At 64.2% G+C, this 24,515-nt stretch carries 24 protein-coding genes; 10 read left to right on the plus strand and 14 right to left on the minus strand.

The window, feature by feature from the left end:
- The first annotated feature begins 91 nt into the window (after positions 1 to 91).
- Both H8F26_RS17180 and H8F26_RS17185 read left to right on the plus strand, forming a co-directional pair.
- Positions 92 to 994: a hypothetical protein gene (locus tag H8F26_RS17180; RefSeq protein ID WP_197156009.1), complete on the plus strand. Its 903-nt coding sequence runs from the start codon at positions 92 to 94 to the stop codon at positions 992 to 994.
- A 43-nt stretch (positions 995 to 1,037) separates the two neighbouring features.
- Complete coding sequence (locus H8F26_RS17185; protein ID WP_197156011.1) at positions 1,038 to 1,778, plus strand: hypothetical protein; 741 nt, start codon at positions 1,038 to 1,040, stop codon at positions 1,776 to 1,778.
- 20 nt (positions 1,779 to 1,798) lie between these two features.
- On the opposite strand, the gene H8F26_RS17190 is transcribed toward H8F26_RS17185, so the two are convergent.
- Positions 1,799 to 2,581 (minus strand): hypothetical protein, encoded by a 783-nt coding sequence (locus H8F26_RS17190; protein WP_197156013.1) that lies wholly within the window; start codon positions 2,579 to 2,581, stop codon positions 1,799 to 1,801.
- A gap of 70 nt (positions 2,582 to 2,651) precedes the next feature.
- Between H8F26_RS17190 and H8F26_RS17195 the strand changes: the two genes are divergently transcribed.
- The 6 genes from H8F26_RS17195 to H8F26_RS17225 all read left to right on the plus strand — a co-directional run bounded on the left by H8F26_RS17195 (position 2,652) and on the right by H8F26_RS17225 (position 8,597).
- On the plus strand, positions 2,652 to 3,467 hold the full coding sequence (locus H8F26_RS17195) for a hypothetical protein (RefSeq protein WP_197156015.1): 816 nt from the start codon (positions 2,652 to 2,654) through the stop codon (positions 3,465 to 3,467).
- Between the two features lie 13 nt (positions 3,468 to 3,480).
- Positions 3,481 to 3,834 carry a DUF6464 family protein gene (locus tag H8F26_RS17200; RefSeq protein ID WP_197159309.1) on the plus strand — a complete coding sequence of 118 codons (354 nt, stop codon included), beginning with the start codon at positions 3,481 to 3,483 and terminating at the stop codon, positions 3,832 to 3,834.
- A 150-nt stretch (positions 3,835 to 3,984) separates the two neighbouring features.
- Positions 3,985 to 5,349 (plus strand): DEAD/DEAH box helicase, encoded by a 1,365-nt coding sequence (locus H8F26_RS17205; protein WP_197156017.1) that lies wholly within the window; start codon positions 3,985 to 3,987, stop codon positions 5,347 to 5,349.
- A 90-nt stretch (positions 5,350 to 5,439) separates the two neighbouring features.
- A complete protein-coding gene (locus tag H8F26_RS17210) occupies positions 5,440 to 5,622 on the plus strand; it encodes a hypothetical protein (RefSeq protein ID WP_197156020.1) in 183 nt (60 codons plus the stop codon).
- 598 nt (positions 5,623 to 6,220) lie between these two features.
- Positions 6,221 to 7,153 carry a polyphosphate kinase 2 gene (gene ppk2, locus H8F26_RS17220; protein ID WP_370594717.1) on the plus strand — a complete coding sequence of 311 codons (933 nt, stop codon included), beginning with the start codon at positions 6,221 to 6,223 and terminating at the stop codon, positions 7,151 to 7,153.
- A 7-nt stretch (positions 7,154 to 7,160) separates the two neighbouring features.
- Positions 7,161 to 8,597 (plus strand): NAD(P)/FAD-dependent oxidoreductase, encoded by a 1,437-nt coding sequence (locus H8F26_RS17225; RefSeq protein WP_197156026.1) that lies wholly within the window; start codon positions 7,161 to 7,163, stop codon positions 8,595 to 8,597.
- Positions 8,598 to 8,640: 43 nt separating this feature from the next.
- Here the strand turns inward: H8F26_RS17225 and fmt are convergent, their stop codons facing one another.
- The 11 genes from fmt to H8F26_RS17280 all read right to left on the minus strand — a co-directional run bounded on the left by fmt (position 8,641) and on the right by H8F26_RS17280 (position 19,456).
- A complete protein-coding gene (gene fmt / locus H8F26_RS17230) occupies positions 8,641 to 9,705 on the minus strand; it encodes a methionyl-tRNA formyltransferase (protein WP_197159311.1) in 1,065 nt (354 codons plus the stop codon).
- Between the two features lie 21 nt (positions 9,706 to 9,726).
- Positions 9,727 to 11,100, minus strand: coding sequence for a TldD/PmbA family protein (locus H8F26_RS17235; protein ID WP_197156029.1), 1,374 nt, complete (start codon positions 11,098 to 11,100; stop codon positions 9,727 to 9,729).
- 3 nt (positions 11,101 to 11,103) lie between these two features.
- Positions 11,104 to 12,474, minus strand: coding sequence for a TldD/PmbA family protein (locus tag H8F26_RS17240; RefSeq protein ID WP_231605662.1), 1,371 nt, complete (start codon positions 12,472 to 12,474; stop codon positions 11,104 to 11,106).
- Positions 12,475 to 12,664: 190 nt separating this feature from the next.
- Positions 12,665 to 13,774, minus strand: a complete 1,110-nt coding sequence (acsF, locus tag H8F26_RS17245) for a magnesium-protoporphyrin IX monomethyl ester (oxidative) cyclase (protein WP_197156034.1) — start codon at positions 13,772 to 13,774, stop codon at positions 12,665 to 12,667.
- A gap of 93 nt (positions 13,775 to 13,867) precedes the next feature.
- The gene (locus H8F26_RS17250; protein WP_197156036.1) at positions 13,868 to 14,344 is read right to left on the minus strand and encodes a DUF2996 domain-containing protein; all 477 of its coding nucleotides are present in this window, start codon (positions 14,342 to 14,344) and stop codon (positions 13,868 to 13,870) included.
- A gap of 62 nt (positions 14,345 to 14,406) precedes the next feature.
- On the minus strand, positions 14,407 to 14,991 hold the full coding sequence (locus tag H8F26_RS17255) for a hypothetical protein (protein WP_197156038.1): 585 nt from the start codon (positions 14,989 to 14,991) through the stop codon (positions 14,407 to 14,409).
- 57 nt (positions 14,992 to 15,048) lie between these two features.
- On the minus strand, positions 15,049 to 15,666 hold the full coding sequence (locus H8F26_RS17260; RefSeq protein ID WP_231605321.1) for a flavin prenyltransferase UbiX: 618 nt from the start codon (positions 15,664 to 15,666) through the stop codon (positions 15,049 to 15,051).
- 4 nt (positions 15,667 to 15,670) lie between these two features.
- Positions 15,671 to 18,064 carry an RNB domain-containing ribonuclease gene (locus H8F26_RS17265; protein ID WP_197156043.1) on the minus strand — a complete coding sequence of 798 codons (2,394 nt, stop codon included), beginning with the start codon at positions 18,062 to 18,064 and terminating at the stop codon, positions 15,671 to 15,673.
- A 246-nt stretch (positions 18,065 to 18,310) separates the two neighbouring features.
- Positions 18,311 to 18,679: a TMEM165/GDT1 family protein gene (locus H8F26_RS17270; RefSeq protein WP_197156044.1), complete on the minus strand. Its 369-nt coding sequence runs from the start codon at positions 18,677 to 18,679 to the stop codon at positions 18,311 to 18,313.
- Positions 18,680 to 18,734: 55 nt separating this feature from the next.
- A complete protein-coding gene (locus tag H8F26_RS17275) occupies positions 18,735 to 19,100 on the minus strand; it encodes a TMEM165/GDT1 family protein (RefSeq protein WP_197156047.1) in 366 nt (121 codons plus the stop codon).
- On the minus strand, positions 19,097 to 19,456 hold the full coding sequence (locus H8F26_RS17280) for a YkgJ family cysteine cluster protein (protein WP_197156049.1): 360 nt from the start codon (positions 19,454 to 19,456) through the stop codon (positions 19,097 to 19,099). The genes H8F26_RS17275 and H8F26_RS17280 overlap by 4 nt, the downstream gene beginning before the upstream one ends.
- Positions 19,457 to 19,629: 173 nt before the next feature.
- Here H8F26_RS17280 and psb30 point away from each other — a divergent pair, with 173 nt between their 5' ends.
- Positions 19,630 to 19,737, plus strand: coding sequence for a photosystem II reaction center protein Ycf12/Psb30 (psb30, locus tag H8F26_RS17285; protein ID WP_197156052.1), 108 nt, complete (start codon positions 19,630 to 19,632; stop codon positions 19,735 to 19,737).
- A gap of 291 nt (positions 19,738 to 20,028) precedes the next feature.
- On the opposite strand, the gene H8F26_RS17290 is transcribed toward psb30, so the two are convergent.
- Positions 20,029 to 20,736, minus strand: a complete 708-nt coding sequence (locus tag H8F26_RS17290; RefSeq protein WP_197156055.1) for an EAL domain-containing protein — start codon at positions 20,734 to 20,736, stop codon at positions 20,029 to 20,031.
- On the opposite strand from H8F26_RS17290, the gene H8F26_RS17295 reads away from it, so the two are divergent.
- On the plus strand, positions 20,662 to 21,798 hold the full coding sequence (locus H8F26_RS17295; protein ID WP_197153730.1) for an IS5 family transposase: 1,137 nt from the start codon (positions 20,662 to 20,664) through the stop codon (positions 21,796 to 21,798). The two genes, H8F26_RS17290 and H8F26_RS17295, sit on opposite strands and share 75 nt — an antisense overlap.
- A 165-nt stretch (positions 21,799 to 21,963) precedes the next feature.
- On the opposite strand, the gene H8F26_RS17300 is transcribed toward H8F26_RS17295, so the two are convergent.
- Positions 21,964 to 24,492, minus strand: a complete 2,529-nt coding sequence (locus H8F26_RS17300) for a sensor domain-containing diguanylate cyclase (RefSeq protein ID WP_197156068.1) — start codon at positions 24,490 to 24,492, stop codon at positions 21,964 to 21,966.
- Positions 24,493 to 24,515: the final 23 nt, after the last annotated feature.

A 24,515-nucleotide genomic window follows, 5' to 3' on the forward strand; every position in this document is an offset into this window, starting at 1 on the left:
GGGCGAACGACCCCAGATCTTCGCAACCGGTGGCGGGCATCGCGGCATGGTCTGGCCAGAAGGGCCGCGGCGTTGCAGCCTGGAGATCGTGATGCGATTCCCTCCGCGATTCTCCTGGCGCTGCCCTGCCGGATCCCCTCAAGGGGCCAGGCGCATGGATGGAGTGGCAACGATCACAGGAACCCTGCTGGTCCTGGCACCGTTGCTGGCAGCCGGTCTGGGCCCTGGCCGGACCTGGCTGCGGCAGGCCAGTGCCGCCACGGCCCTGCGGCCCCAGGACGCCGCCCTCACCCCCAGTCAGGAGCTGCAGCTGTTTCGCCAGCTCGATCAAGGGGATCAGCGCAGCCGGCCGCGGATGACCTCCATCCCCGGTCCCGGCGGCGGGGTCGCCATCACCTACCGCAGGGAACCGGGCGAGACGCCTCTCACGGCGACCCAGTTGCGCCGTCTGGTTGCCAATCCGCCGAGCTACGAGAAAGAACGGGTTGTGATCACCGCCCTCCTGCAGGCCCTGCGCCGCCTCGGCGTCACCCTGGTGCTGGGCCCGCCCCGCAAGAGTGGCGCCCTGGCGGAATGGGAACCGAAGACAGCCGTGTTGCGCATCCGGCCAGACGCCGCCAATCGGGGCAGCCGCAGCTTCGCCCGCATGCTGAACCACGAAGCGATCCATGTGGCCCAGAGCTGCAGCAGCGGCCGCTTGCGCTCCATGCCAAAGCCCCTCGGCTTACCGCGACCAGCCTCCGCGGTCCTCGATCGCCAGCTGTCCCATCGGGTCTATGCCAGTGCCTCGCCCACGGAACGGATTGTGGAGCAGGAGGCCTACGCCAACCACAATCAACTTGATCTGAGCCTGCAGCTTCTGCGGCGGCACTGCCGGCCTGGTGCTGGCCAGACTGGATCGAGCGAGTCCGGCAAACGCGCCGGTTCCGGTCCTGGCCGTCTACCGCTGTCCCACCTGTCAATCCCAGCCCCTGCGGGCCCACCGCCGCGCTGACGGCACGTTGCTCTGCGGCCGCTGCGGCCACCCGCTTGTGCGGATGACCTCGACGGGACCCTGGCCCATGCTGGCTGGAACCCTGCTGCTCCTCGGCCTGGGGGCTCTCATCCTCCCCCGGCTGCTGGGACCCGACCAACCCTCTGGCACCAATGCTGCCATCGATGCCCGCGTGGAGGAGGGTCCGGCGGGCCTGGACCCCCAGGCCCGCGCCCAGTTGATGGACGATCTGGCCGCCGCAGATCGCGAATGGATCCCCCGCGCCGAGGCTCTGCCCGATGGCGGCACCCGCTACCTCTACAAACGCCGCAGCGGCGATCCAGAGCTCTCCATCCCGGAGATCAAGGACCTGATTGATCGCCCCCCCAGCTTTCTGCAGGAACGCAACGCCATCGTGGCGTTGCTTGACAGCCTGGAGCGGGCGCAGGTGCGCATCGACCTGGTGCAGCCCCACAAACAGGGTGCGGCAGGCGAGTGGGATCCCAGGGCCGGCACCCTGCGCATCCGCCCGGATGTGGTGGAGAAGGGCAGCGAGGAATTTGCCAAAGTGCTCAACCATGAGGCGATTCACGTGGCTCAGAGCTGCGGCAACGGGAATCTGCGCGCGGCACCACGGCCGCTGGGGCTCACCACGCGCATGGATGCTCGGCTGGAACGCAACCTCGATGAGCCGATCTATGCCAAGGCGTCACCCAGTGAACAGGTACTGGAGCGGGAGGCCTATGCCAACCAGCACCATCTCGAACTGGGGCGTGCCCTGGTCGAGAGCCACTGTCTGAGCTGAGCCAGGAGATTGGCTCTCTGTCAGGTCGCAGCCTGCTCCAGCATCGCGGTCTCCAGCAGCATGTTGAACCGCAGCAATTCATCGTCGCTGAGTTGCTGGCGACTGCCGCGGTTGAACTGCTCCTCCAGGAATCGCCGACCTCGCTGGGCATCCCAGCCCAGCAACTGCAGCAATCCATCGCACTGACTGAGCAGATCGCAGCGGCGCAGCGGCAGCGGCGCGGCAGCTGGATCGCTGGGCACGCCAAGACTCTCCACCGCCCGCAGATAAGCCATCAGATCGGCATAGGTGGTGAGGCGGCTGCGGCTGGGATGGCCGAAGGCCCTCTCCAGATAGAGGCATTCCTGCTCCCGCTTCCAACCCAGGCGCTGCAGGGCGAGATCGAGTCGGGCCAACTCAGCGCTCCAGTCTTCAGGATCCAGGGGCGGTTCGGCGGCGGGCTCAGCGGGGGCCTGAGGTTCGGCGGCAGGTTCGGGTTCGGGCTCCACTGGCTTGGCGGCAGGCGTGAGGTCGACAGGACCGGATGGGGCGATCGGTGCTGGGTGGGGTCGCGGCTGCGGGACTGACGGCTGTGACGATGGAGGCTGCGGAGGTGGCTTGACCGCAGCAGGGCGATGCACCAGTGCGGAATAAGCAAGAGGGCCGATCTGAGCCAGCAGCCGTTCCCGGGCTCGATCTTCCGCCTCCTCAGCCGTCGCGCCTTCCCCCAGGGCGCTGCCCAGGGGCACGCCAGCGGCAACGGCATGGGCCCGCACCACCCGGGCGCCCACTTCAGCGTGGACCAGCTGGACCTCGAGCAACATCGAAGTGGAGGAGGAAGGCGCGTTTCTAGAGTGACCCTTTCAGGCCCCGCTGCGGTCGCCGGGAAGCGCAATGGAAGCGGAGTCGATCGAGTCGATCACCCCATTACTGGCGTCGGCGGATCAGTGGGGAGAGGTGCTGCTGCTGCTGCCGCTGCTGCTGGCGCTGGAGGCAGTGCTTTCGGCCGACAACGCCATCGCCCTGGCCGCGATCTCCCGCCGGGTGGGCGATCGCGCCGGCCAGGAAAAGGCCCTGAACCTTGGCCTGCTCCTGGCTCTGGTGTTCCGCCTCGGCCTGATCGCCGCCGCGGAGTGGGTGCTCGACTTCTGGCCCCTCCAGCTCCTGGCGGCGGGCTATCTGCTCTGGTTGAGCGGCAGCCAGCTGCTCGGACTCAACGCAGACGACGACGAGCCGGAGGAGGGAGCCAGGCCTGAGGCTCTGCCAGCCCATGGCTCCCACCCGTCTCAAGGGCATCACCATGCCTCGCTGGGTTCGGTGGTGGCCACCCTGGCCCTCACGGACCTGGCCTTCTCCCTCGACAGCGTCGCCGCCGCGGTGGCGGTAAGTGATCGGCTGTGGCTGGTGATGCTCGGCGGCGTTCTGGGGGTGATCGCGCTGCGGCTCACCGCCGAACTGTTCATCCGCTGGCTGGGGGTGTTCCGCCATCTGGAGACGGCCGGTTACCTGGCGGTGGGACTGGTGGGCATCCGCCTGTTGCTGCGGCTGGCGTTGCCCCAGGTGGTGCCGCCGGAATGGTCGCTGCTGATCGTGGTGGGACTGCTGTTCGCCTGGGGCTTCTCAGTGCGCCGTCCCGTCCCTGCCCTGGAGACAGGGAGCCTGCCCAGCAGGAGCCTCGACCTCGAAGAGAGCGGCCATGGCCGACCCTGAGACCACCAGCCGCCTGCGGGTGGAACTGCGCCAGATCGACAGCGACCGGCTGCTGGATCGGCTTGAGGTGGCCGAGCTCGGCGAGATCCCCCAACCCGGCCGCTGGATCACCTGCGGAGGCACAAGCTTTCTGGTGCTGCAACGCCGGCACCGCTATCAACTGCGCAACGGCCGCTACGAGCTGGCGACCATCGCTCTGGAGGTGAAAGCCCAGAGCCAGCCTGCCGATGCCCGGTGGTGGCAGGGCCGGTGGGTGATCGGTGATCCCTCCTGCCGCTTCAATGCCCGCACGCCCTTGCTCCGCTGCGCCGTGCTCCCGGAGGGGCCCTGTGACCGCTGCGCCCACTTCACCAACGCCACCACATGAACCGGTGTCCGAGCGGTCCGGTCGTGACGATCACGCTGGCTCTCTGAGCGAAGCAAAGCACTCAAGGAGCAGCAGACCGCTGCGTCGCTGCATTCCATCGTGAGCCTGCCTGTCACGGGGCTGGGAGTTCCGACCCCACCCCCTAGGGTGATGAACCACGAATGGCTTCCCCTGCAGCGCTCTCCCGATTCCACCGGCGAGCCCCCCGCCGTCGACTTCGACTCTCTTGGGCTCGGCGAGCCTCTGTTGAGGGCTGTGGCCGACAAGGGCTATCGGGTTCCCTCGCCGATTCAGCGGGATTGCATTCCGGCAGTGCTGAGCGGCCGCGACGTGATGGCCGCCGCCCAGACCGGCACCGGCAAGACCGCCGGCTTCACCCTGCCGATGCTGGAGCGTCTGCGCCATGGGCCCCATGCCCGGGCCGGCGTGGTTCGAGCCCTGGTGCTCACCCCCACCCGCGAACTCGCCGCCCAGGTGGGTGAGAGCGTGACCGCCTATGGCCGCTACCTGGATCTGCGCTCCGACGTGGTCTTCGGTGGAGTGAAGGTGAATCCCCAGATCTCCCGTCTGCAGCGTGGCACCGACGTGCTGGTGGCCACGCCCGGTCGGCTGATGGATCTCCATCAGCAGAAGGCTCTCCGCCTGGATCGCGTCGAGATCCTGGTGCTCGATGAAGCCGATCGGATGCTCGACATGGGCTTCATCCGCGACATCCAGAAGATCCTGGCCCTGCTGCCGGCCAAGCGTCAGAACCTGCTGTTCTCAGCAACCTTCAACCCCTCGATCCGCCGGCTGGCCACGGGGCTGCTGCACAACCCCCTGCAGCTTCAGGCCTCCCCCGAGAATCGGACCGCCACCACGGTGGAGCACATCCTCCATCCCTGCGACATGGGGCGGAAACCGGATCTGCTCTGCCATCTGATTGCCAGCAATGACTGGCGGCAAGTGCTGGTGTTCTCCCGCACCAAGCACGGCGCCAACCGCCTGGCCGAACGGCTCACCCAGGAGGGGATGGCGGCGGCGGCGATCCACGGCAACAAGAGCCAGGGGGCCCGCACCAGGGCCCTGGCGGGATTCAAGAGCGGCGAGTTGCGGGTTCTGGTGGCGACCGATCTTGCCGCCCGCGGCATCGACATTCACCAGTTGCCCCACGTGGTGAATCTGGATCTGCCCAACCAGGCGGAAGACTATGTCCATCGCATCGGCCGCACCGGCCGTGCCGGCCACAACGGCCACGCCGTGTCTCTCGTGGCGGCGGAGGAGCATGAGCTGCTGCGTGCCATCGAGAAGATGATCGGCACCGCCCTGCCGCGCCAGGAGGTGCCTGGGTTTGAACCCAAGGTTCTGTCAGCGCCTCCCCTGGATCTGAGCGGCGGCCGGGGCCGGGGCGGCCCACCCCGCACAGGCAGCCGCAGGCCTTCATCATCTGCACCGAGTGGCCGCCGTGGTGGGGGCGGCGGGCGGTCCGAAGCAGGTCGCCCTGAATCCGGCCGGCGGCCCCAGCGACGGGGCTGAGCATCTGTCAAAACCGCAGTCGTTTTGACAGTCCGAATCAGCAGAGTGCGTTCAGATAGCGGTGTCCCTGCCTCCAGCTCTCGCAGCTCCATGCCCTACGAACCCGGAAGCACCGAATGCCGCGTTCTGATCGACTGCAAGGCCCAGATCGAATCGATGCTCCTGTCGCTTAATCGCATCTCCGATTCGGCGCCCATCCGTGATCAGCTGGTGTCGGTCTACAGCCAGCTCGAAGGTCTGCACGACAGCCACCGCTCCTCGACACTGGTCTGAGCTTCTGCCACTGATTCGACTTGTGCCATTGGTCAAACCCATGGCTTTCGTGCACAATGGTTTATCTGTAGTTGAGGCCATTCCTGAATCCTTGCCATCTTGTGGATGTCATCAATCACGAGCAATGGCAATCATCAATTCGTCTCCAGAGAAGATTGATCTGATCGTCATCTTGTGATCTGGCGCTAGCCATCCATCGGAACACCTGGATCAAGGAGGGGCTGGCAAGCCAAAGCACTCGCCGGATCTGAGCTTCAGACTCACATCCGTGCCATGACGAATCTTTCTCCAGTCTCTTGCCCACGTCACTTGCCCAGGCCACCCCGACAGGATCCAGCAGAGCCTCTGAATTCAGAGCAGGCCTGCCAGGTTCGACCTGAAGTCTTGAAAGAACAACACGAACGACACCACTTGATTCCGTCGAGATCACGCAAATAGTGATGGGTTTGAGATGCTGTAGCGACGATGGCCAACGGCTGAAGGCCCAGGGGGCTTAACTTGGTCAATGCCGCCGATCGACTTCGTCCCTATGGCAGACAATGAACTGGAGATGGACCTGACCGAAACGGCCAAAGACAAGAAGGAAATCAAGAATGGCATGAAGGAGAAAAAAAAGAAGAAGAAAAAGAAGAAAGCCAACAATCTCATCAGTGGCAAGAGCAAGCATGGACCCAGCAAGGCTGTCTCCCTTGACCGCTACCATCCATCGCCGATTCTCGACGACTTCTCCGTCAATTCCGAAGGCAAGCAACCCAAACTGAATCGCAAGTTGTACGAGAAAGAGCTGGAACGGCTGCAAGTGGAGCTGGTGAAGATGCAATATTGGATCAAACATGTTGGCTATCGCATTATCATCCTCTTTGAGGGCCGCGATGCTGCCGGAAAAGGCGGCACGATCAAGCGCATCACGGAGCCCCTCAATCCCCGGGGCTGCAATGTGGTGGCCTTGGGGACCCCATCGGACAGGCAGAAAAATCAATGGTATTTCCAGCGTTACGTCGAGAATTTTCCCTCCTCTGGCGAACTGGTTCTGTTCGATCGCAGCTGGTATAACCGGGCCGGCGTGGAACGGGTGATGGGATTCTGCACGCCTGAACAGGTGGATGAATTCATGCTGTCTTGTCCCGAATTCGAAAGGATGCTGGTCAGAAGTGGCATCACCTTGATCAAGTACTGGTTCTCGGTCAGCGATGACGAGCAGGAAGCACGGTTCCGCTCCAGGCTCCAGGATCCTGCCCGCCGCTGGAAGTTGAGCCCGATGGATCTCGAATCCAGGGATCGCTGGGTGGAATTCAGCAAGGCTAAAGACGACATGTTCCTGCATACCAACATCCCCGAAGCACCCTGGTTCACCGTCGAGGCGGATGACAAACGTCGCGCCCGGCTCAACTGCATCCGCCATCTGTTGAGCAAGGTGCCATACAAGGACATGACGCCCGAAGCCATTGAACTCCCACCTCGCAAGAGCGGTGGTGATTACCAACGGCCGCCGATGAATGAGCAGTTCTTTGTTCCCAACTGCTATCCCTGAGCCGGCAATGGCAAACCAGCACTACTATCTCGAACTCGATCCCCCCCAGGAGTCGCTGCGCAGCTGTCCCCATGTGGTGGTGGTGGGTGGTGGGTTTGCGGGTCTGAAGGTTTGCCACACCCTCAAGAACAAGGATGTTCGGGTCACACTGATCGATAAGCGGAACTTCAACCTGTTCCAGCCCCTGCTCTACCAGGTGGCCTCAGGCCTGGTTTCCGAGGCCGATGTGGCCTCACCCTTGCGGCAGATGGTGGGGCAGGCCCCCAACCTGCAGATTCTGCTGGGCGAGGTGGTGGACATCCATGCCGACAAGCGCGAAGTGGTGCTCAACGATCGCCGCCTCAGCTACGACCACCTCATCCTGGCCAGCGGGTCGGGCAGCACCTACTTCGGCCGCGAGGAGTGGCGGCCGCTGGCGCCACCGATGAAGATCCTGGAGCACGCCGATGAAATCCGGCGGCGCCTGCTGATGGCCCTCGAGGAAGCGGAACAGACCCGCGATCCGGAACGCCGTCGCTTTCTGCAGACCGCCGTGGTGGTGGGGGCAGGTCCGGCCGGCTGCGAACTGGCCGGTTCGTTGATCGAGCTGATGCACCGCTCCGTCCGCTGCGACTTCAAACAACTGAAGCGCGAAGACTGTCAGGTGGTGCTGCTCGATGCGGTGGATCGGGTCTTGCCGACCATGGCGCCAGCCCTATCCGCCGATGCCGGTCACTATCTCACCCGTCAGGGGGTGGATCTGCGGCTCAACACCATGGTGGAGAGCATTCAGCCCGGCCGGGTTCTGATGCGCAGCACCGCCACCAAACTCGTAGACGAGCTGGAAGCGGCAACCATCTGCTGGACGGCCGGTGTGCGGGCCTCAAGGCTGGGCAAGCGTCTGGCGGACGCCACCGGCTGTGAGCTGGATCGGGGCGGTCGTGTGGTGGTCAACCCGGATTTTTCGGTGCCGGGCCATCCCGAAATCCGGGTGGTGGGTGATCTCTGCTGCTACAGCCACACCCAGGACAGCAAAGCCGTGCCTGGCATGGCCGGACCGGCCGTGCAGATGGGCGGTTGGGTGGCCAGCGACCTGCTCGCCAAGCTCAACGACCAGCCCCATGCACCGTTCCGTTGGATGGATCTGGGCAGCATGGCGGTGATCGGCCCCTGGTATGCCGTGGCGGATCTGCGCGGCCTGCATCTCACCGGCCTGGCCGGCTGGATCGTCTGGGCCCTGGCCCATCTGGCCTTCATCCCCGACACGGAGAACCGGATCGCGCTGTTCAGCAAGTGGATGTGGCAGATCGCCACCCGCCAGCGCACGGCCCTGCTGATCACCGGCCGCCCGGATCAGCACCTGGGTGTCGATGTGGGACTGATGCCTGCCGAACGTTCCGAACGACTGCCAGCCACGGTATCCCTGTCTGAAACTCCGGCTCAAGAAGAGGCAACGGCAGCCTGATCAAGGCTCAGACGCCGGTTGGGCCAGCGCGTCGGAGCCAGGATCAGACGCCGAAGCGATCCCCTGGCTGGGCCCCCAGCTGTTGCAGCAGGCTCTGGCCCGCCGCAGGAGCCTTGCCCTCCAGTTGCGCCGTGCGCAGCAACACGGGACAACCACCCGTGGCAATCACCAGTCCCACCCCCTGTGCCACGGCCAGCACCGTGCCAGGAACGGCCTCACTCGAAGGATCGGGCACTCCTGACTGCGTGGGGAGCTCTGGCACTCCTGGCTGACTCCAGCGATCACACAACGCCGCCCCCGCTTCGCTGAGCTGGTCGCGCAGGCGCTGCACCAGAGGCTCGGTGGCCAGCAGCTTGATGCGTTTGCCCCGCCACTGGCTCACGGCGCCGGGGTAGAGGCCCATCACCTGGCGATGCAGGGTCAGGGCCGAGCTGGCCCAGTCGATCTGGAGGTCGTCCTTGGTGAGCATGCGGGCGTAGGTCGTGCCCTCTTCGCTCTGAGTCCGTACCCCGAGCCGCTGCAGCCGCTCCGCCTCCGGGCCGGATCCGGCCGCCTCGATCAGGGGCAGGCTCTCGATCAGAAGCTCGGCGGTGAGCTGACTGAGCCGCTGGCCGAGTTGCTCGGCGTTCTCGATCAGGCCGATCGGCAGACGGCGCTCCAGCAGCACCGGCCCGGTATCGAGCCCCTCCTCCATCGCCATGATCCCCACGCCGGTCTCGGCATCCCCCTCCAGCAGGCTCCACTGGATCGGGCCGGCGCCACGCCAGCGAGGCAGCAGGGAGCCATGGCCGTTCCAACAGCCCAGCGGCGGCTGGGACAGCACCGCTGGCGGCAGGATCTGGCCGAAGGCCACCACCACGTAGAGGTCGGCGCCGAGGGCAGCCAGCTGGGCCTGGCACTCGGGTTCGCGTCGGATCCGTTCGGGTGTGAACACGGGTAAGCCCAGCTCCAGGGCCCGTGCCTTCACCGGCGAAGGCTGAAGCGCCTTGCCACGGCCACGCCGCCGATCCGGCTGGGTCACCACGCCCACCTGCTGATGGCCTGCTGCCACCAGGGCATCAAGGCTGGGAACTGCGTAGGCAGGAGTGCCCCAGAACAGGATCTTCAACGCCATCGCGGGGCCGGAGCGTCAGGCCTCGCCGGTGATCGAAAGCCCTTCCACCCAGACATGCGGGCAGACCCCATCCGGGGTGATCTGCGGCTCCCCCTCGAAACCGACGATCGCCTTCAAGACCTGGCGGATATCCCCGGCCACGGTGGCGGCCTCGATCGAGCGGCGTTCACCGCGTCTGAGCAACCAGCCGTCGAAGGGCAAGGAGAACGACCCCTGGCTGGCCTTGACGCCGGCATGAAGCGCCGAGAGTGAGTCGATCCAGACGATCGGATCGGCAGCGGTGAAGCGATTCAGGCCCTGCTGGCCGCCGCCGCTGCCCGGGGTGGGACCGATCTCAAACCAATCGGGACCCACCGACACCTTGGCACCCATGCCCGCATGGCCCGTGGGAGCCACACCAAAGGCACGGGCGGTGGCTTCCGAATGGAGGAAATGGCGCAACACGCCCCCCTCCAGCAAGGCCAAGCGGGCCGTGGGTGTGCCTTCACCATCGAAGGCAGAGGCGCCGATGTTGCCGGGATGGCGACCGTGGTCGTGCAGGTCGAGGAAGGGAACGGCAAGAGACTCCCCCAGCGACTCCCGGTTGCTGAGGCTGACGCCATCGAGCACGGCGCGGGCATTGAACAGGTTGCTGAAGGCGCCGATCAGATCAAGAAAGGCCTCGGGGCTGAACACGCAGGTGTAACGGCCGGTCTCGATCGGGGCGTAATCGAGGTGGGAGGCCGTGAGCCCAGCGGCCTCCTCGATGCAGCCGGCGATGTCGAGGTCAGCGGCGCCGTAGGCCAGGCGCACCGCACCGGCACTGCGTGGTTTGCGGCCGGCTTCTTCGGCCCGGGCGTAGAGATAGAGGCTGGCAGTGGTGAGCTGCTGCTGGCGGCAGGCACCGGCACTGTTGAGATAGATGCGGTCGCTGCTGCGCTGGGCCAGACCGTTGTAGGGAACGGTGTCGATGGCGGGATGGCTCTCCAGCAGCTGGTGCTCCGCATCCTTGAGGGTGGCGAGCAGATCAAGGATGCTGACCGGGTCCTTGATCGGTTGATCCAGGGGCTGCAACGGCGCAGTGGCCAGGGGCGAGAAGGCGGGGATGTCGTCGGCATTCCCGAAGGCGCTGGCCTCACTGGCACCGGCCAGGGCCCGCTCCAGGCCGGCATCGGACAGATCAGAGGTGCTGGTGATGCCCACAAGGCCGTCGTCGTTCCAGACCCGCACGGTGATGGAGCTGCGCTGAGCCCCTTTCATCTGCTTCGCCTCGCCGCGGTCGACCTGCACCGAGGTGTCGGTGCTGCAGGCGGCACCAAGATCCCACTGGCGAATGCCCGAACGGGCGGCCATCTGATCGAGGCGGGAGCGGAGGGTCTCGGCATCGAGACCGGAAGGAGAGCGGGTCATGACTCAGCGGCCTCCCACGGTGATCGAATCCACCTTGATGTGGGGCTGGCCCACGGTCACGAAGATGCTGCCGCTCACCGAGCCGCAGAAGCCCGCAGCCAGTTCAAGGTCATCGGCGCACATGGAGATGCGGGGCATCACCTCCTTGGCCTCACCGATCAAGGTGGCGCCCTTCACCGGCTTGGTGAGTTCACCGTTCTCGATCAGATAGCCCTCCTCCACGGCAAAGTTGAACTGGCCGGTGGGTCCGACGCTGCCGCCACCCATGGCCTTGCAGTAGAGACCCCGATCCACCGAGGCGATCAGCTCAGCGGGCGTATGGGGTCCAGCGGCGATGTAGGTGTTGCGCATGCGGCTGGCGGCGGCAAACGAATGGCTCTGGCGCCGGCCGCTGCCGGTGCGCGCATGGCCGGTGCGCCGCTCGCCGGCGCGGTCGCTGAGGAAACGCTGCAGCACGCCATTCTCGATCAGCACGGTGCGCTGGGGCTCCATGCCCTCGTCATCCATCGAGAGGGAACCGAAGGCGCCATCGCTGAGGCCTTCGTCGATGGCGGTGACGGCCTCATGGGCAATCGCGGAGCCGACCCGGTCGGCGAAGGGAGTGGTGCCCCGCTCCACCTGGGTGGTTTCCAGCAGATGGCCGCAGGCTTCGTGGAAGATCACGCCGCCGAAGCGGTTGGCCAGCACCACCGGGCACTGTCCGGCCTCGACGTAGTCGGCGTAGAGCATGGTGCTGGCGCTGGCACAGACCTCCTGGGCTGAGGTCTCGGCGTTCCACTGGCGCAGGTCGTCCGGTCGGCCGGAGGTGCCGTAGCGGCGTCCCACGCCGGCGCGGTGATCGCCATCGGCGGCCAGCACATTCAGTCCCACGGATTGATGCAGCCGGATATCGCGGGCAAAGGTGCCATCGCTGGCGGCCACCAGCACCTCCTGCCAGTCGCGGGCGTAACTGCCGCGGCGGGCCTGAAGGTGGCTGCCATGCCGTTGCAGCCGATCAGTGCCTTCCAGCAAACGATGGGTGGCTTCGCGCAGGTCGGGGCAGCGGTCGAGCCAGTCGAGCTTGGCGGCACCAAAGTCACGCAGACCGGGAAGACCCTCAAAGGGGGATCGATCCGGGACACTGCGCACCAGAGCCAGCATGCCCAGAGCCTGATCAAGGGCGGCCATCAGACCCGCCGCACTGAGATCATTGGTGGAGACAAAGCCATCCCGTTCCCCGAGGAAGACGCGGATGCCGGCACCCATGCCGAAGGCCGGGCTCACGTTGGTGATCGTGTCCTGTTCGGCGAGCACGCCAAGGTGGTCGGTGCGCTCGAGAAACACCTCCACCAGATCGGCACCAGCACCGCGGCCGGCGCTGAGCAGAGGCTCCAGGCGACCACTCCAGCTGGCATCAAAACCGGAAGGGCCGGCACTGGCGCGCGGCGCCTCGGCCGCTGGAGCGTTGCTGGGGAGGGACGCGACCAAGGCGGTGTCTTGCAGAAATCAAAAAGCCATCACCGGCCAGTCGCAGCGGGCTGCAGACCAGTGGTGATGGCAGTGAGGCTAGCCAGGCAGCCCGGCCTCAGCGCACCGCCGGCTGGAAGCGCTCGCTGCGGATGGGCGCCATCAGGAACAGTTTCGCCATCTCCAGGCCGTTGGCCGCCCAGAAGGGAAGCTTGCGCAGGGCTCTGATCGGAGCGGGAGCCTCGGAGCTGTCGGCAGCGGCGAGGGCAGCGTTGTTCTGGACGAGGCGCTCAAGGCGCTCGTAGAACTTGGGGTTCTCCACATCCAGCACCACGGGGAAGACGCGGGCGGAGGTCTCGTTGGTTTTGGCGATCACGTACTTGTCGTAATCGCGGGCATCGAGCCCCAGGGCTTCATAGAACTCCTTGCGGGCCACGTCGCGCACATACATCGTGGCGAACACGGCCAACAGGAAGAAGCGGCACCAGAGGCGGGCGGTGAAGCCGCGCACGGTGTCGGGCTGGGCCTTCATCAGGGCATCAAAGAAATCGCCATGGCGGTTCTCGTCCTGACACCAGTTTTCGAAGAAGTTGAAGATCGGGAAGATCTTGCTTTCCGGGTGCTGCTCAAGGTGCCGGTAGATGGCGATATAACGCCAGTAGCCGATCTTCTCGGAGAGATAGGTGGCGTAGAAGATAAACTTCGGCTTGAAGAATGTGTAGGCCTTGTTGGCGGTGAGGAAGCCAAGATCCAGCTGCAGCCCGAAATCACTCATCGACTTGTTGAGGAAGCCGGCATGCCGGGCCTCATCGCGGGCCATATGGGCGAAACACTCCGCCAGCAGCGGATTCTTCTCCTTGATCCGACGGCTGAGTTCCTTGTAGAGCAGGAAGCCCGAGAATTCGGAGGTGCAGCTCTGCTCAAGGAACTCCACGAACACCTTGCGGGTTTCAGGGTCGAGCTTGTCGGCCGCGCCCTCAAACTCCTCGTTCCGCACGAAGTGGTGACGGTTGTAGTCCTTGCGGAATTCCTCGCAGATCGCCTCCAGCTCCACCTCGTTGGGCCGCAGATCCATCGCCGCCATGGCGTCGAAATCCGTGGTGTAGAAGCGCGGCGTCAGGATCGTGTCCTTCACCGGATCCTTGAACGCCGGCGCATCCGCGGTGCCGATGGCGGCATCGGGGATCGCGGCTGCGGCTGGGGCGGTCGTGGCAGCGGGTGGCACCATCGCGCAGGTCGGCATCGAGCGTGGCCCCATCGTAGTGGGGGCAACTCCGCTGCCGACTGGATGTGACAGTGCGTCTCGATCTGGAGGCAGTGATCAGTTCGGGCCGAGCCACTTCTGGCCATTCAGCCGCTGCACCAGGCGAGAAACCAGGAGAGCCAGCGTGATCTTGCGCTCGTCGATCAGAAACGACTCCAGCAGGCTGGGTTCACTGCCCGACTCGGCCACCGCCACGGTCTTGGCGCTGGAGATGTCCGGCTGGGTGAAGCAGAGCCAGAAGCGGCGATCCCCCGGCAGGCTGCCCTGCACCATCCAACATGGACTGCCCACCACCGGCATCGGGCCCTCGCAGAAGCGAAGGTCGGGAGTTGGGCCGCCATAGGCCTCGATCTCCTTGGCCAGGGCCGGCAGCAGCAGGTCCGGCACGAAGCTGGCGAAGGGCTGGTCTTCCGGGGCCGGTGGCTTGGCCTTGGGCTTCGCCGCAGCAGCGGCAGCAGCAGGAGCAGCGGCGGCTGGGCTGGCAGGAGCCGGGCTGGCGGCAGGCTGAGGGGCGGGATTGGCGGAATCGCTCACCGGAGCTGGCCTCGTAGCGGGGTGCTGGTATCGACTCTAGGCAGTCCTGACGGAGTACCTGCTCACCAGTCTTCGCCGGGCGGCGGGGTTCCCCAGTCTCCAAGGTCTGCGCTGGACCCATCCGAGGATGCGGCGCCCGCGGACCTGGAGGCAGCGGCCCTCGGCTCAGCTGTCCACGCGGCACGGGCCGCTGTTGTCGTGGTCGCCTGGGCCGTTGCCGATCCCTGCCGCACCACCCGATAGGGAACACTCACAGTCGGCGGTGGTTCGCCGGGGGAGCGGCCCGGCCCGGCAGTGCCGGGAGGGGGGGCGTCCCAGGGTTCCTGGCGACCAGCCCCCTCCGACCAGGACTCCGAACCGGCCTCGGCACCCGTGCGGGAGCTACGCCTTGCTGTAAACGGCGGCGACTCCGCCGCAGTGGGGCCTGATGATCCCCCCCGCAGGGCCAGGGCCGTGGCGGTGGCGCTGAGGGCCGCTCCGGCAAGGCCGGCGGTGGCCAGCCACAGCCCGCTGGGCAGCGGCGGGCTGACCCAGAGCAGCAGCCGCAGCCGCAAGGGCGGACGGGGATTGAGGGCAGCCACCACGAGCACCGCCAGAAGGGGCGCCAGCAAGGGCAGCAACAGCAGGCGACGCAGAAGCGGAGTCACAGCAGGGGATCAGCTCGGCAGGGACTCAACACAGCACAGGTGCAATGCAATGCAGATTCAACGCAGCGCCGGCCGGCCCTGCCAGCGGTTGAGCGGGCCCAGGTCGTAACCCAGCACGTCGAAGACGCGGATCACCAGAAAATCCACCATGTCGTCGAGGCTGCGGGGCTGCTGATACCAGGCGGGAACGGCCGGCGCGATCCGAGCGCCGGCCTCGGCCAGGGCCGTGAGATTGCGCAGATGCACCAGGCTCCAGGGAGTTTCCCGCGGGGCAATCACCAGCGGTCTGCCCTCCTTGAGGTGAACATCGGCGGCACGCTCCACCAGATCGAGGGCCACGCCCGAGGCAATCCGCCCCACCGTGCCCATGCTCGCCGGCAGGATGACCATGCCGCGGGTGCGGTAGCTGCCACTGGCAATCGCCGCCCCCTGGTCATTCCAGCGGTGGCAGCGGAGCTGGCCGCCGTTGCAACCGGTGCGCTCACGCCAGAACCGCTCCTGAAGGTCGGGTTCGGATGGAACCCGCAGGCCCAGTTCCGCCTGCCAGACCCCGATGGCGCCACGGCTGGTGACCATCTCCACGGTTTCTCCGGCCTGCAGCAACAGCTGCAGGGCCCGTTCAGCCAGGGGCTGAGCGGAGGCCCCGGACACGGCTAGCACCACCGGCAGGGTCACGCGCTCAGTCCTGGCTGAGGTCGTCGTCGCTGGAGGATTCGTCCTCGTCAGCACCGAACTGGGAAGTCCCGTCAGCAGAGGCGGCGAAGCCAGGGCTGTCGAAGGAGGAGGCACCCAGAGCATCAGGCCCGGAGCTACTGGTCATCTCGCTGCTGTCTGTCAGGTCATCGCCTTCGGGCAGCAGCACCACCAGGTCGATCTGATGGCGCAGGGCATCCACCTTCTGGATCTCCACCTCCACGGCATCGCCCAACATGTAGGTGCGGCGGTTCTTACGCCCCACCAATCGGTTCTGGCGGGCCCGGTACTCGTACCAGTCGTCCTTGAGGGAGCTGACGTGCACGAGACCTTCCACCTGGGAGGGCGGCACTTCCACGAAGAACCCGTAGCTCTGCACGCCACTGATCACCCCCGGCATCACCTGACCCACCAGCGGCTCGGCCTGCCGGGCCTGGGCCATGGCGAGGGCATCGCTCTGTACCTCCTGCAGGAAGCGAGCCCGGCCCTGAAGCCTCTGGGCCAGGCCGTGGGCGATCGCCTCCTGATAAGGAGTCAGCTGGCTGGGAGTGAGCAACGACCAATCGATCGTGGCGGAACGGCAGGCATCACTGGCCAGATCGACGGTCACCTTGTGACGGACCGTGGGGCGATCCTTGCCATCAACCAGCAGGCTGGTGAGCAGCTGCTGGTTCCAGAGGTCGGCGTAGTGCAGACCGGGGCAACACCAGGGAGCCACCGCCACCTCCTCGCCTGCCACCGCATTGGGACCCGGCACCTCGCTGATCTGAACAGGCTCCAGCGTGTCGCGCAACTGCTGCTGCAACACCCGGCTGCGGTCGGTGGCGGCGAAGGCGGCGGCCAGCTCGGCGGCGCTGGCATTGCCTTCAGCCGAGAGTTCCAGGGGGATTTCGAGGGCCAGGGCAGCCTTGGCCACCTCGTTCAGTTCGCTCGCTTCGGCGGCTGGATTGATGGCATACAGGGCCGGCAGGTTCAGGGCGGCCAGGTGCCCCCCCAGAGCACGATGGGCCAGCAACACGGCTTCCCGCAGCAGGGCCACGGGATGCTGCAGCGGCAGGTCCACCATCCAGCCCTGGCTGGCGCCATCGGGGCCAGGGGTGAGCAGATCGCCAAGGCCGGGGATCGCAGGCATCGGCAGGGCCAGATCGATCGAGCCCCCCGCCAAACGGCGCTGGCGCAACAGCTCAGCAACACCAATCAGCTGTTCGATCAGCGGGATGTGATCTTTGAGCGCCTTGAGGCCGGCCGGCACCGTGCGGGCCTTGGGTTTGCGCTCCGCCAGGGCCGTGAGGGCGGCCAGGTCGACCCGTGCCGTGGGGCGGATTGTGCTCCTGCTGAAACGGTAATGCTCCAGCGCGCCGTCGGGGGAGAGATCAAGGGCCACCGAGAGGGCCGACTCACTGCGGCCGGGCTGGAACGCACTCGCCTTGGCCAGGGCAGGGGTGAGCAGGGGCAGCCAGGAGGGACCGACGCAGAAGGCCTCGGCCTGCTCCCGCAGCCACAGATCCAGCGAGGAGCCAAGGGCCAGGCGTTCCGCCACGCAGGGGGCATGGACCCACAGTCGCCAGCCGGCGCCGTCTTCGCGGGGTTCAAGAGCCAGCGCCGGCAGCCCCGGGGCCTCGCTGCTCCAGGCTTCCAGCAGCAGGGTGGTCTGCGCGGTGAGATCGATCCGATCCTTGGGAGCCGGGGTCCGGAGGGTGGCGCGCGGTGCGGCAGGCCGCTCCCGCAAGCCATGTTTGGTGAGCAGCAGGTCGAGGTCGGCCTCCACGCCACCGTGGATGGGCAGCTGGCGCTCCACGTGGCCCTGGGGAGCGAATTGGCCCACCGGGTAACGGTCCACCATGACCTCGACCACCGAAGACTGGCTGGGGTCGAGGTGAACGGCATCAGCACTGGGCAGCTCCAGGCTGGTGAGCAGCCGATCGTCAAGCGGCACGGCCAACAGCCGATCGTTCTGCTCCTCCACCTGGGCCAGGAGGCTGCTGGTGGCCCGTTCCAGAATGCATTGCACGCCGCCTTCGGGTGAACGGCGGCGGCCACCCTCGCGGGTGATGCGCACCAGCACCCGATCGCCGTTCCAGGCGTGGTTGAGCTGGTGGTCACGGATGTAGATGTCTTCGCCGCCGTCATCCCGCAGGGCAAAGCAGAAGCCCTTGCTCGAGCAGCGCAGCCTCGCCTCGATCAGGGTGTCATCCTGGCGCCGCTGCAGACCGGCCTCGCTCTCCTCCAGCAGACCCAGACGCACCAGACCATCGAGGCCGATGCGCAGGTGCTGCTGCTCAGGCTCTCCGGAGAGACCGAGGGCCTTCTCCAGTTGTGCCACGGGCACGGTGCTGTCGGGTGTGAGCTGGTCGAGCAGGTCGGCGACCGTGAACTTCATGCGGCGAGGGTGCGCTGGTGGAACCGTGACGGCAAAAGGCACCGAAGCTGTCCGGCCGTGAAGCGTGGGCGCGGCAGCGATGCTTTTCTCGACAAGACTCTAGGCAGCAGCCGACCCTGGCCCCACAACAAAGCCGAGACCATGACCAGGGGAGAACCCAGGCGAACAACCAGACGACCAGCCAGTCGACCAACCAGGAGGAACGATCTCAGTGCCGGATCGATGTGAAGCCGGGGATCGGATCGCTCAGGCCGGGGGTTCCTGAGCTCTGGACACCACCCCGTCGACCCTCACCAGATCGTCACCGGCCAGTGCTTCGCCACCGGCCAGGTCGTCCTCGCTGACCCTGGAGCGCTGAATCAGGCGCAGGCCGATCACCAGAAAGCCAAGGGAGGCCACCAGTTGCAGCAGATCGGTGGGCACCACACTGGACAGGGAGCCACCGGCAGCCGCCCCAAGCAGGCTGGCCAGCACCAGGGCCACGGAACTGCCGGCGAACACCGCCGTGGGGCGGCTGGAGGTGCCGCTGATCGTGACGATGGCGAGCTGGGTCTTGTCGCCCAGTTCCGCCAGAAACACCGTGGCGAAGGTTGAAGCCAGGAGGGCGAGCGGCATGGCAAGGGCGGGAGTTCGAAGGAAGCCACAGGGGTAGACCTCGGTGCGAGGCCCTTCAGGGCTGGATCTGGGGGAGATGCAGCAGGTCAGGGTGCAGCGAAGACAGGTGAAGCACGGCCTGGCGACCGAGCCAGAGCCCCAGAGCAACCATCACCAGCCCGGCCAGTCGCTCGAGCTGATGGGCCGGCATGACACTGGCCAGCCAGCGGCCCAGCACCACCCCCACCAGGCTGGAGCTGATCAGGGCCAGGGAGGCCCCGATGAACACCACCACCGGCTGACCGGACTGCGCCGACAGCAGAAGGGCGGCCAGCTGGGTCTTGTCCCCCAGCTCCGCCAGAAACACGGTGGTGGCTGTGGTGAGGAAGGCAGCTCCCCAGCTGCCGGCGTGGCTGTTGTCGCTGCCGGAGGTGCTGCTCATGGCCGTTGGCGAATGGCGCGCCGGAATCGCCGCATCACCCTGCCACGGCCGCCGTATTCGCTGCGGATCTGCTGCTTGCAACAGTCGATCGCCAGGGCATCCGCCTCACCGGCCTCGGCGCCGAACAGGGCCATGAGGTTCTCAACCCTGCAGAAATCAGGCCGATCCTCGTAGATCCGGCATCGACGGGCACCGGTGTCGTAGTGGATGCACCAGCCGTCTTCGCCCACCATCGCGAGGTACGTGCGGCGCTGCTCGTCGCTGAGCGCCGCGATCGCGTCCTCGCGCAGGCTGGGATCGAGCCGGCAGCAGGCGCCGCAGCAGGCGATGCACTGCCAGCGTTCCGGCTTACTCATGCAAAGAAAATGGTGATTCCAGCGATCAGCATGGCGAGGGGCCTCGCAGACAGCGGGTTGGCAGCCCGAAGCCGGGCGGTTGTGACATCGCTTCACAATCAACGCGCAGGTCAGGACCTCCCCCCAGGCCATCCGTAGAGTGCGGGGCAAATCCACAACCGACCTGACCCCTCATGGGCATTGATTTTCACCTGATTGCCAACTTCGCTGCCCTGGCCTTGATCACCATTGCCGGGCCGGCCGTGATCTTCATCCTCTTTTACCGTCGCGGCGCACTCTGAAAAGCGCCCAACGGATCAACTCCTTTGGCTCAATGACGTCCGAGCCGTTGTGAGTTGCACTGATCTCAAATAGTTCGTTGATTATTTATCAGCACGATCAATTCACTCATTTCGCAGTCATTTGATCCTGTATCTACTTTGCCCACTTAAGCAGCTGGGATTTGCATCAAAAACGAGCGCGTGAACAGAATAAGCATTACTTGATGATGCTTAATAGAGATAATGAAACGGCTGGGATCACGCCATCATATTATTAGTTTCGGTCTTGGCATGATGAGGGTGCATGCTGATCTAGGCCATAGTTTCTGCATGATTTTTCAGTGCGAAGCCCAGGAAATGATCTGGGGGCATTGGCCTTCCCAGTCCATATCCTTGCAACATGTCGCATCCAAAGTCGTGCGCCAGCTTTGCGGTTCCCATGTTTTCCACTCCCTCTGCCGTTACGGAGATCCCCAGTGAGTGGCCCATATCGACCACCAATTTCATCAGACACCGAGCGTCTTGCGATTCCTGGCTTGGAATCACCAGGCCTCGATCCAGCTTGATGCCGGAGGGTTTGACGGACATCAGGCTGATCACAGAGGTGCGTCCTGTGCCGAAGTCGTCCAGCTCGATTCGTACCCCCAGATCCTGCAGGTCGCGGATCTTGTCCAGGAGATCCTGATCGGGATAATCCAGATAAATCGACTCAAGCAGCTCAAACACGAGTACCCCATCAGGGAAGTCCAGAGCGCGGACGTGCTTGACAAGATCCTGTGATAGCAACCGATCCGCAGACACATTCACGGATAGTTTGCTCAGCGACAACCCCTGCTCCATCCATCTCCGGAGATCGTCACGCGCCTGGCTCAGGGAGAAATGATCTAAGAGTTTGCTGAAAAACCCCGCCGCCTCTGCGAAAATAGGGCAACTGCCCCAGGTTTGATGCGAGGTCAGCAGGAGCGCAGCGGCTCCTTGTTCTCCTACGTCTCGATCGAGGAGCGGATCCCGACCAGCCATCCACTCAGGCGGATTCGCAAGCTGGCGGATCAGGCCCTCGATCGACTCAATCCCACCTTCTGCAGGTTGTATGCCTCAGAAGGGAGACCATCGGTGCCGCCAGAGCAGCTGCTGCTGGCCTCGTTGTTGCAGGCGTTCTACGGCATCCGCTCCGAGAGGCTGCTGCTGGAGCAGGTCCACTACAACCTGCTGTTCCGCTGGTTTGTGGGCTTGAGCCCTGACGATGCGATCTGGCATCCGACCACATTCACCAAGAATCGTGATCGGCTCCTCACTGACGACGTCATGGGGCTGTTCCTGGAGAAGCTGATGGGAGCACCCGAGGTCAAACCGCTGCTCAGTGACGAGCACTTTTCGGTGGACGGCACGTTGCTCCAGGCCTGGGCGTCACACGCTTCCTTGGAGCGGATCGATGGCCAGGAGGATCCTCCGCCTCCGCCCACAGGTCCTGGCGAAGGATTCGGTGCTCCCAAAGAGGGAAAGAAGCGCGCCAAAGGGGACTTTCGCGGCATCAAGCTCAGCAACGAGACCCACCGCTCCAGCACCGATCCTGAGGCACGGCTGGCCCGGAAATCGAATGCCCATCCAGCGCAGCTGAGCTATCGGGGCCATGTCCTCATGGACAACCGCCACGACCTGATCGTCGATTGCCGCGTCACCCAGGCCACGGGCACCGGTGAGCGGGATGCCGCCAAAGAGATGGCAGCAGACCTCACCGGTGCCCACCAGAAGACCGTCGGCGCCGACAAGAACTACGACACCAAAGGGTTTGTCGCTGAGATGCGGCGGATCGGTGTCACGCCCCACGTGGCCCAGAACACGGCCCGCAGCGGTGGCTCAGCCATTGATGGCCGCACCACCCGTCACGTGGGCTACTCCAAATCGATCAACGCCCGCCGGGGGATCGAAAAGGTGTTTGGTTGGATCAAGGCGTTCGGAGGGCTGCGCCAGTTCAAACTGCGCGGTACCGAGAAGGTCGGCGCCGTGTTTGGCCTGCATGTGATCGCCTACAACCTGATCCGCCTGGGCAACCTGCTCAAGCCCGCGATGGAGGCGGCATGAACAGCCCGTTGTCCAGAGGTGTGCCCAATAGGCCTCAACCAATGCCTTGCAGAGAGGCCAACGATGCCGAAATCGGGCTGTTTGCGGCTCTGATAGCCGCCGATCCGTCTTTTTGAGCCGGAAATCCACTGATGCCTGTGGAAAACTGGCTCGTGGGTTGGTTTTTCAGCAAACTCCTAATGCGGCCATCATCCTGGCCTGATCCACAGCATTGAAGAACTGTCCCGGTGCAAGCAATCCCATCCTGGGGTGATTCCAGCGCACCAGAGCCTCAGCCCCTACCAAGCGGCGAGAATCGGCACGAAAGAGGGGTTGGTAATAAAGTAGCAATTCGGATCGGGAAAAACCGATCTCAAATTCCTCGGCAAGCTGAACTTCCTGATTAAAAGCCTTATCGAGATTTTCATCATAGAAAGAATAACAGCCCTTGCCTTTTCGCTTGCTCTCATACAGAGCAATATCCGCTCGACGCAGCAGGCTTGAGGACGAATTATCCTGGCGATTGACAATCGCGATGCCGATGCTTGCGCTGATCCGGCAGACTTTACCCGAAATCTGGATTGGATTGCTCAGAACCTGAAGCAATCTCGAAGCCAATGCTTCAATAGCATCCTTACTTCGGCCGCAAGAAGTTAGTACGATGAACTCATCGCCACCCATTCGCGCCGCCAGATCTTCGCGCCGAAGGCATCCACGAATTGAATGAGCGACCATGACCAGCAACTGATCACCTGAATCATGACCAAGGGTATCGTTCATCCGCTTGAATCCATCAAGATCGAGATGCAATAGTGCCGTGAGCTTAGCTTCAGGCTCATCGAGGCTGAGGAGACTCCGTTCAATCGAGCCTTGCAGTTCAATCTCAAGCATGCGCCGATTTGCCAATCCCGTGAGCTCATCGTGCATGGCTGCATGAGTCATGCGTTCGGTTGCCTCAATCGCTTCTAGCTTCGCGATTTTCAGTGCCTCGACACTGTCGCGGCGATCCATCACAAATTGAGCATGGCTGAGCGTATCAAACAGCTGGAACGCCACGGCCTGGTCGGCCAGGGTCCACTCCAAGCAGCTGTGATGATTTTCCTCGACAAAACGTTCAAAGGAGGAACGGGGGTCAAGCCCACCACCACCCTCAAGCCTGACCACACGATGCTTCGGATCTCCAGCCCAGGTGCTAGAGAATAATCGGGGTCGGCGGAATAACAACATCTTCGTAGCATCATCAGCATTTTGAATCGCAATGACACCAGCAGCCTTCGTTTGATCTGAACTGGAGAGGGAAACACCGTAATCACGCAGACGTGCTGTGATTAGACTGGATGATTGCTGATGACGCGACCAATCACGAAAGAAACAACGCACTTTCTCGATGCCGGAAGCACTGGGAGCGTTATCACTGGAAAACAGTACCGTCGGAGAGATGTAGACAAATCCATCGCAACCGATAAGATCAGGCAGTTGATCAACGATTGGCCTGAGAATTACCTCTACAAAGTTAGTGGAAACTGACTTGGCCGACTGATCGCGAATCCAATTGCAAAGTCTCGTGATCTCATCTAGAGCCTGCTTCTCTTGCCGCGCCAAGATCCGCGAGAGCCCCACTGACATAATGTCACTAAAACTTTTGAAGATGACCAGCTGAGTGGGACTGATCTGCCGGGAGCGGTCCATGTTGTGACAGGCAATCAGCCCCCAGAGCTTGTTATTGACTGACAATGCGAAAGTGAGGGAAGAACGCACTCCCATGTTGACTAGATAGCGACGATGAACATCCGACACATCGCGATAATGGCATTGGCCCAAATCGACAGGTTGAGCCTGGCTATACGCCTTGGTGTACTGCAGAGCTGAAGCTGGGCGCTGCATGTCCACCAAGGTGCGTACCGAATTGGCATGAAATAATTGCCGCGCTGCCCTGGGAATGTCCGAAGAAGGAAAGTGCAATCCCAGGTAGGAGGTCGCCACCTCTGGGGCCCGATCTTCAGCAATGACAATGCCGTTCCAATCAGAATCAAAGCGATAGAGCATCACCCGGTCAAATCCGGTGATGGTGCGCACCACGTTCACCATGGTGTTGGAGAAAGGCTCCAATCCATCCTCCGAGGCTTCATCGATCGTCTGTAGCAGGCAAGTGGCGGTGGTGATGGATCGCAACAGCTCCGTTGGACTCGGCTCCTCTTGCCGACCGGCATGGTCCGCAAGGCTCGGGTGCTCCAGGCAGAGCCCCACGTAGGGCCTGCAGGAGAAACAGCTCGCCTGAAGGGAAAGACCGCTGCTGGTCTCGAGGGAAAAATTCTGAAGACCTCGATCCTGGGTCAACACCCCGGCGAGAACGGCGGCAGCCTCCCCACCGAAGAGCTGCTCAGGTGAGCGCTTCAACAGCTCCGGCAGGCTGAGGTCAAACAGAGCCGCACAGTTCTCCGAGGCTGCCACCAAGGGATGCTCTCCCTCGGCGAAGATGAGTACGGCTGCGCAAGCTTGTACGGCATCGGGTCGCCGAATCGAGAGGTCATTGCACTCGATCAGATCGAGAGGTGCCTCCAGCTCAGCCAGCCCGACGGAGGTGGGCGAAAAGTTCGAGTCCTTCGAAACATCACTGTGAGGACGGGCAGGCCTGGCCCGCTTGCTTTGTCCTCGATGGGCTCCGCTCCTCTCATCACTGCGACCACCACCACGACCAGGGATGGCCTTACCCATGATGCAGTACTGCCTCGTCTGTG

Source organism: Synechococcus sp. CBW1006 (assembly GCF_015840525.1).
In the GTDB taxonomy this organism is placed as follows: domain Bacteria; phylum Cyanobacteriota; class Cyanobacteriia; order PCC-6307; family Cyanobiaceae; genus CBW1002.

Excerpts from the sequence above, each read along its gene's own strand:
- H8F26_RS17180 (WP_197156009.1), top strand. The coding sequence starts at position 92 with ATGCGATTCCCTCCGCGATTCTCCTGGCGCTGCCCTGCCGGATCCCCT.
- H8F26_RS17185 (WP_197156011.1), top strand. The coding sequence starts at position 1,038 with ATGACCTCGACGGGACCCTGGCCCATGCTGGCTGGAACCCTGCTGCTC.
- H8F26_RS17190 (WP_197156013.1), bottom strand. The coding sequence starts at position 2,581 with ATGTTGCTCGAGGTCCAGCTGGTCCACGCTGAAGTGGGCGCCCGGGTG.
- H8F26_RS17195 (WP_197156015.1), top strand. The coding sequence starts at position 2,652 with ATGGAAGCGGAGTCGATCGAGTCGATCACCCCATTACTGGCGTCGGCG.
- H8F26_RS17205 (WP_197156017.1), top strand. The coding sequence starts at position 3,985 with ATGAACCACGAATGGCTTCCCCTGCAGCGCTCTCCCGATTCCACCGGC.
- H8F26_RS17210 (WP_197156020.1), top strand. The coding sequence starts at position 5,440 with ATGCCCTACGAACCCGGAAGCACCGAATGCCGCGTTCTGATCGACTGC.
- ppk2 (WP_370594717.1), top strand. The coding sequence starts at position 6,221 with ATGAAGGAGAAAAAAAAGAAGAAGAAAAAGAAGAAAGCCAACAATCTC.
- H8F26_RS17225 (WP_197156026.1), top strand. The coding sequence starts at position 7,161 with ATGGCAAACCAGCACTACTATCTCGAACTCGATCCCCCCCAGGAGTCG.
- H8F26_RS17235 (WP_197156029.1), bottom strand. The coding sequence starts at position 11,100 with ATGACCCGCTCTCCTTCCGGTCTCGATGCCGAGACCCTCCGCTCCCGC.
- acsF (WP_197156034.1), bottom strand. The coding sequence starts at position 13,774 with ATGGTGCCACCCGCTGCCACGACCGCCCCAGCCGCAGCCGCGATCCCC.
- H8F26_RS17265 (WP_197156043.1), bottom strand. The coding sequence starts at position 18,064 with ATGAAGTTCACGGTCGCCGACCTGCTCGACCAGCTCACACCCGACAGC.
- H8F26_RS17270 (WP_197156044.1), bottom strand. The coding sequence starts at position 18,679 with ATGCCGCTCGCCCTCCTGGCTTCAACCTTCGCCACGGTGTTTCTGGCG.
- H8F26_RS17275 (WP_197156047.1), bottom strand. The coding sequence starts at position 19,100 with ATGAGCAGCACCTCCGGCAGCGACAACAGCCACGCCGGCAGCTGGGGA.
- H8F26_RS17280 (WP_197156049.1), bottom strand. The coding sequence starts at position 19,456 with ATGAGTAAGCCGGAACGCTGGCAGTGCATCGCCTGCTGCGGCGCCTGC.
- psb30 (WP_197156052.1), top strand. The coding sequence starts at position 19,630 with ATGGGCATTGATTTTCACCTGATTGCCAACTTCGCTGCCCTGGCCTTG.
- H8F26_RS17295 (WP_197153730.1), top strand. The coding sequence starts at position 20,662 with ATGCGAGGTCAGCAGGAGCGCAGCGGCTCCTTGTTCTCCTACGTCTCG.
- H8F26_RS17290 (WP_197156055.1), bottom strand. The coding sequence starts at position 20,736 with ATGGCTGGTCGGGATCCGCTCCTCGATCGAGACGTAGGAGAACAAGGA.
- H8F26_RS17300 (WP_197156068.1), bottom strand. The coding sequence starts at position 24,492 with ATGGGTAAGGCCATCCCTGGTCGTGGTGGTGGTCGCAGTGATGAGAGG.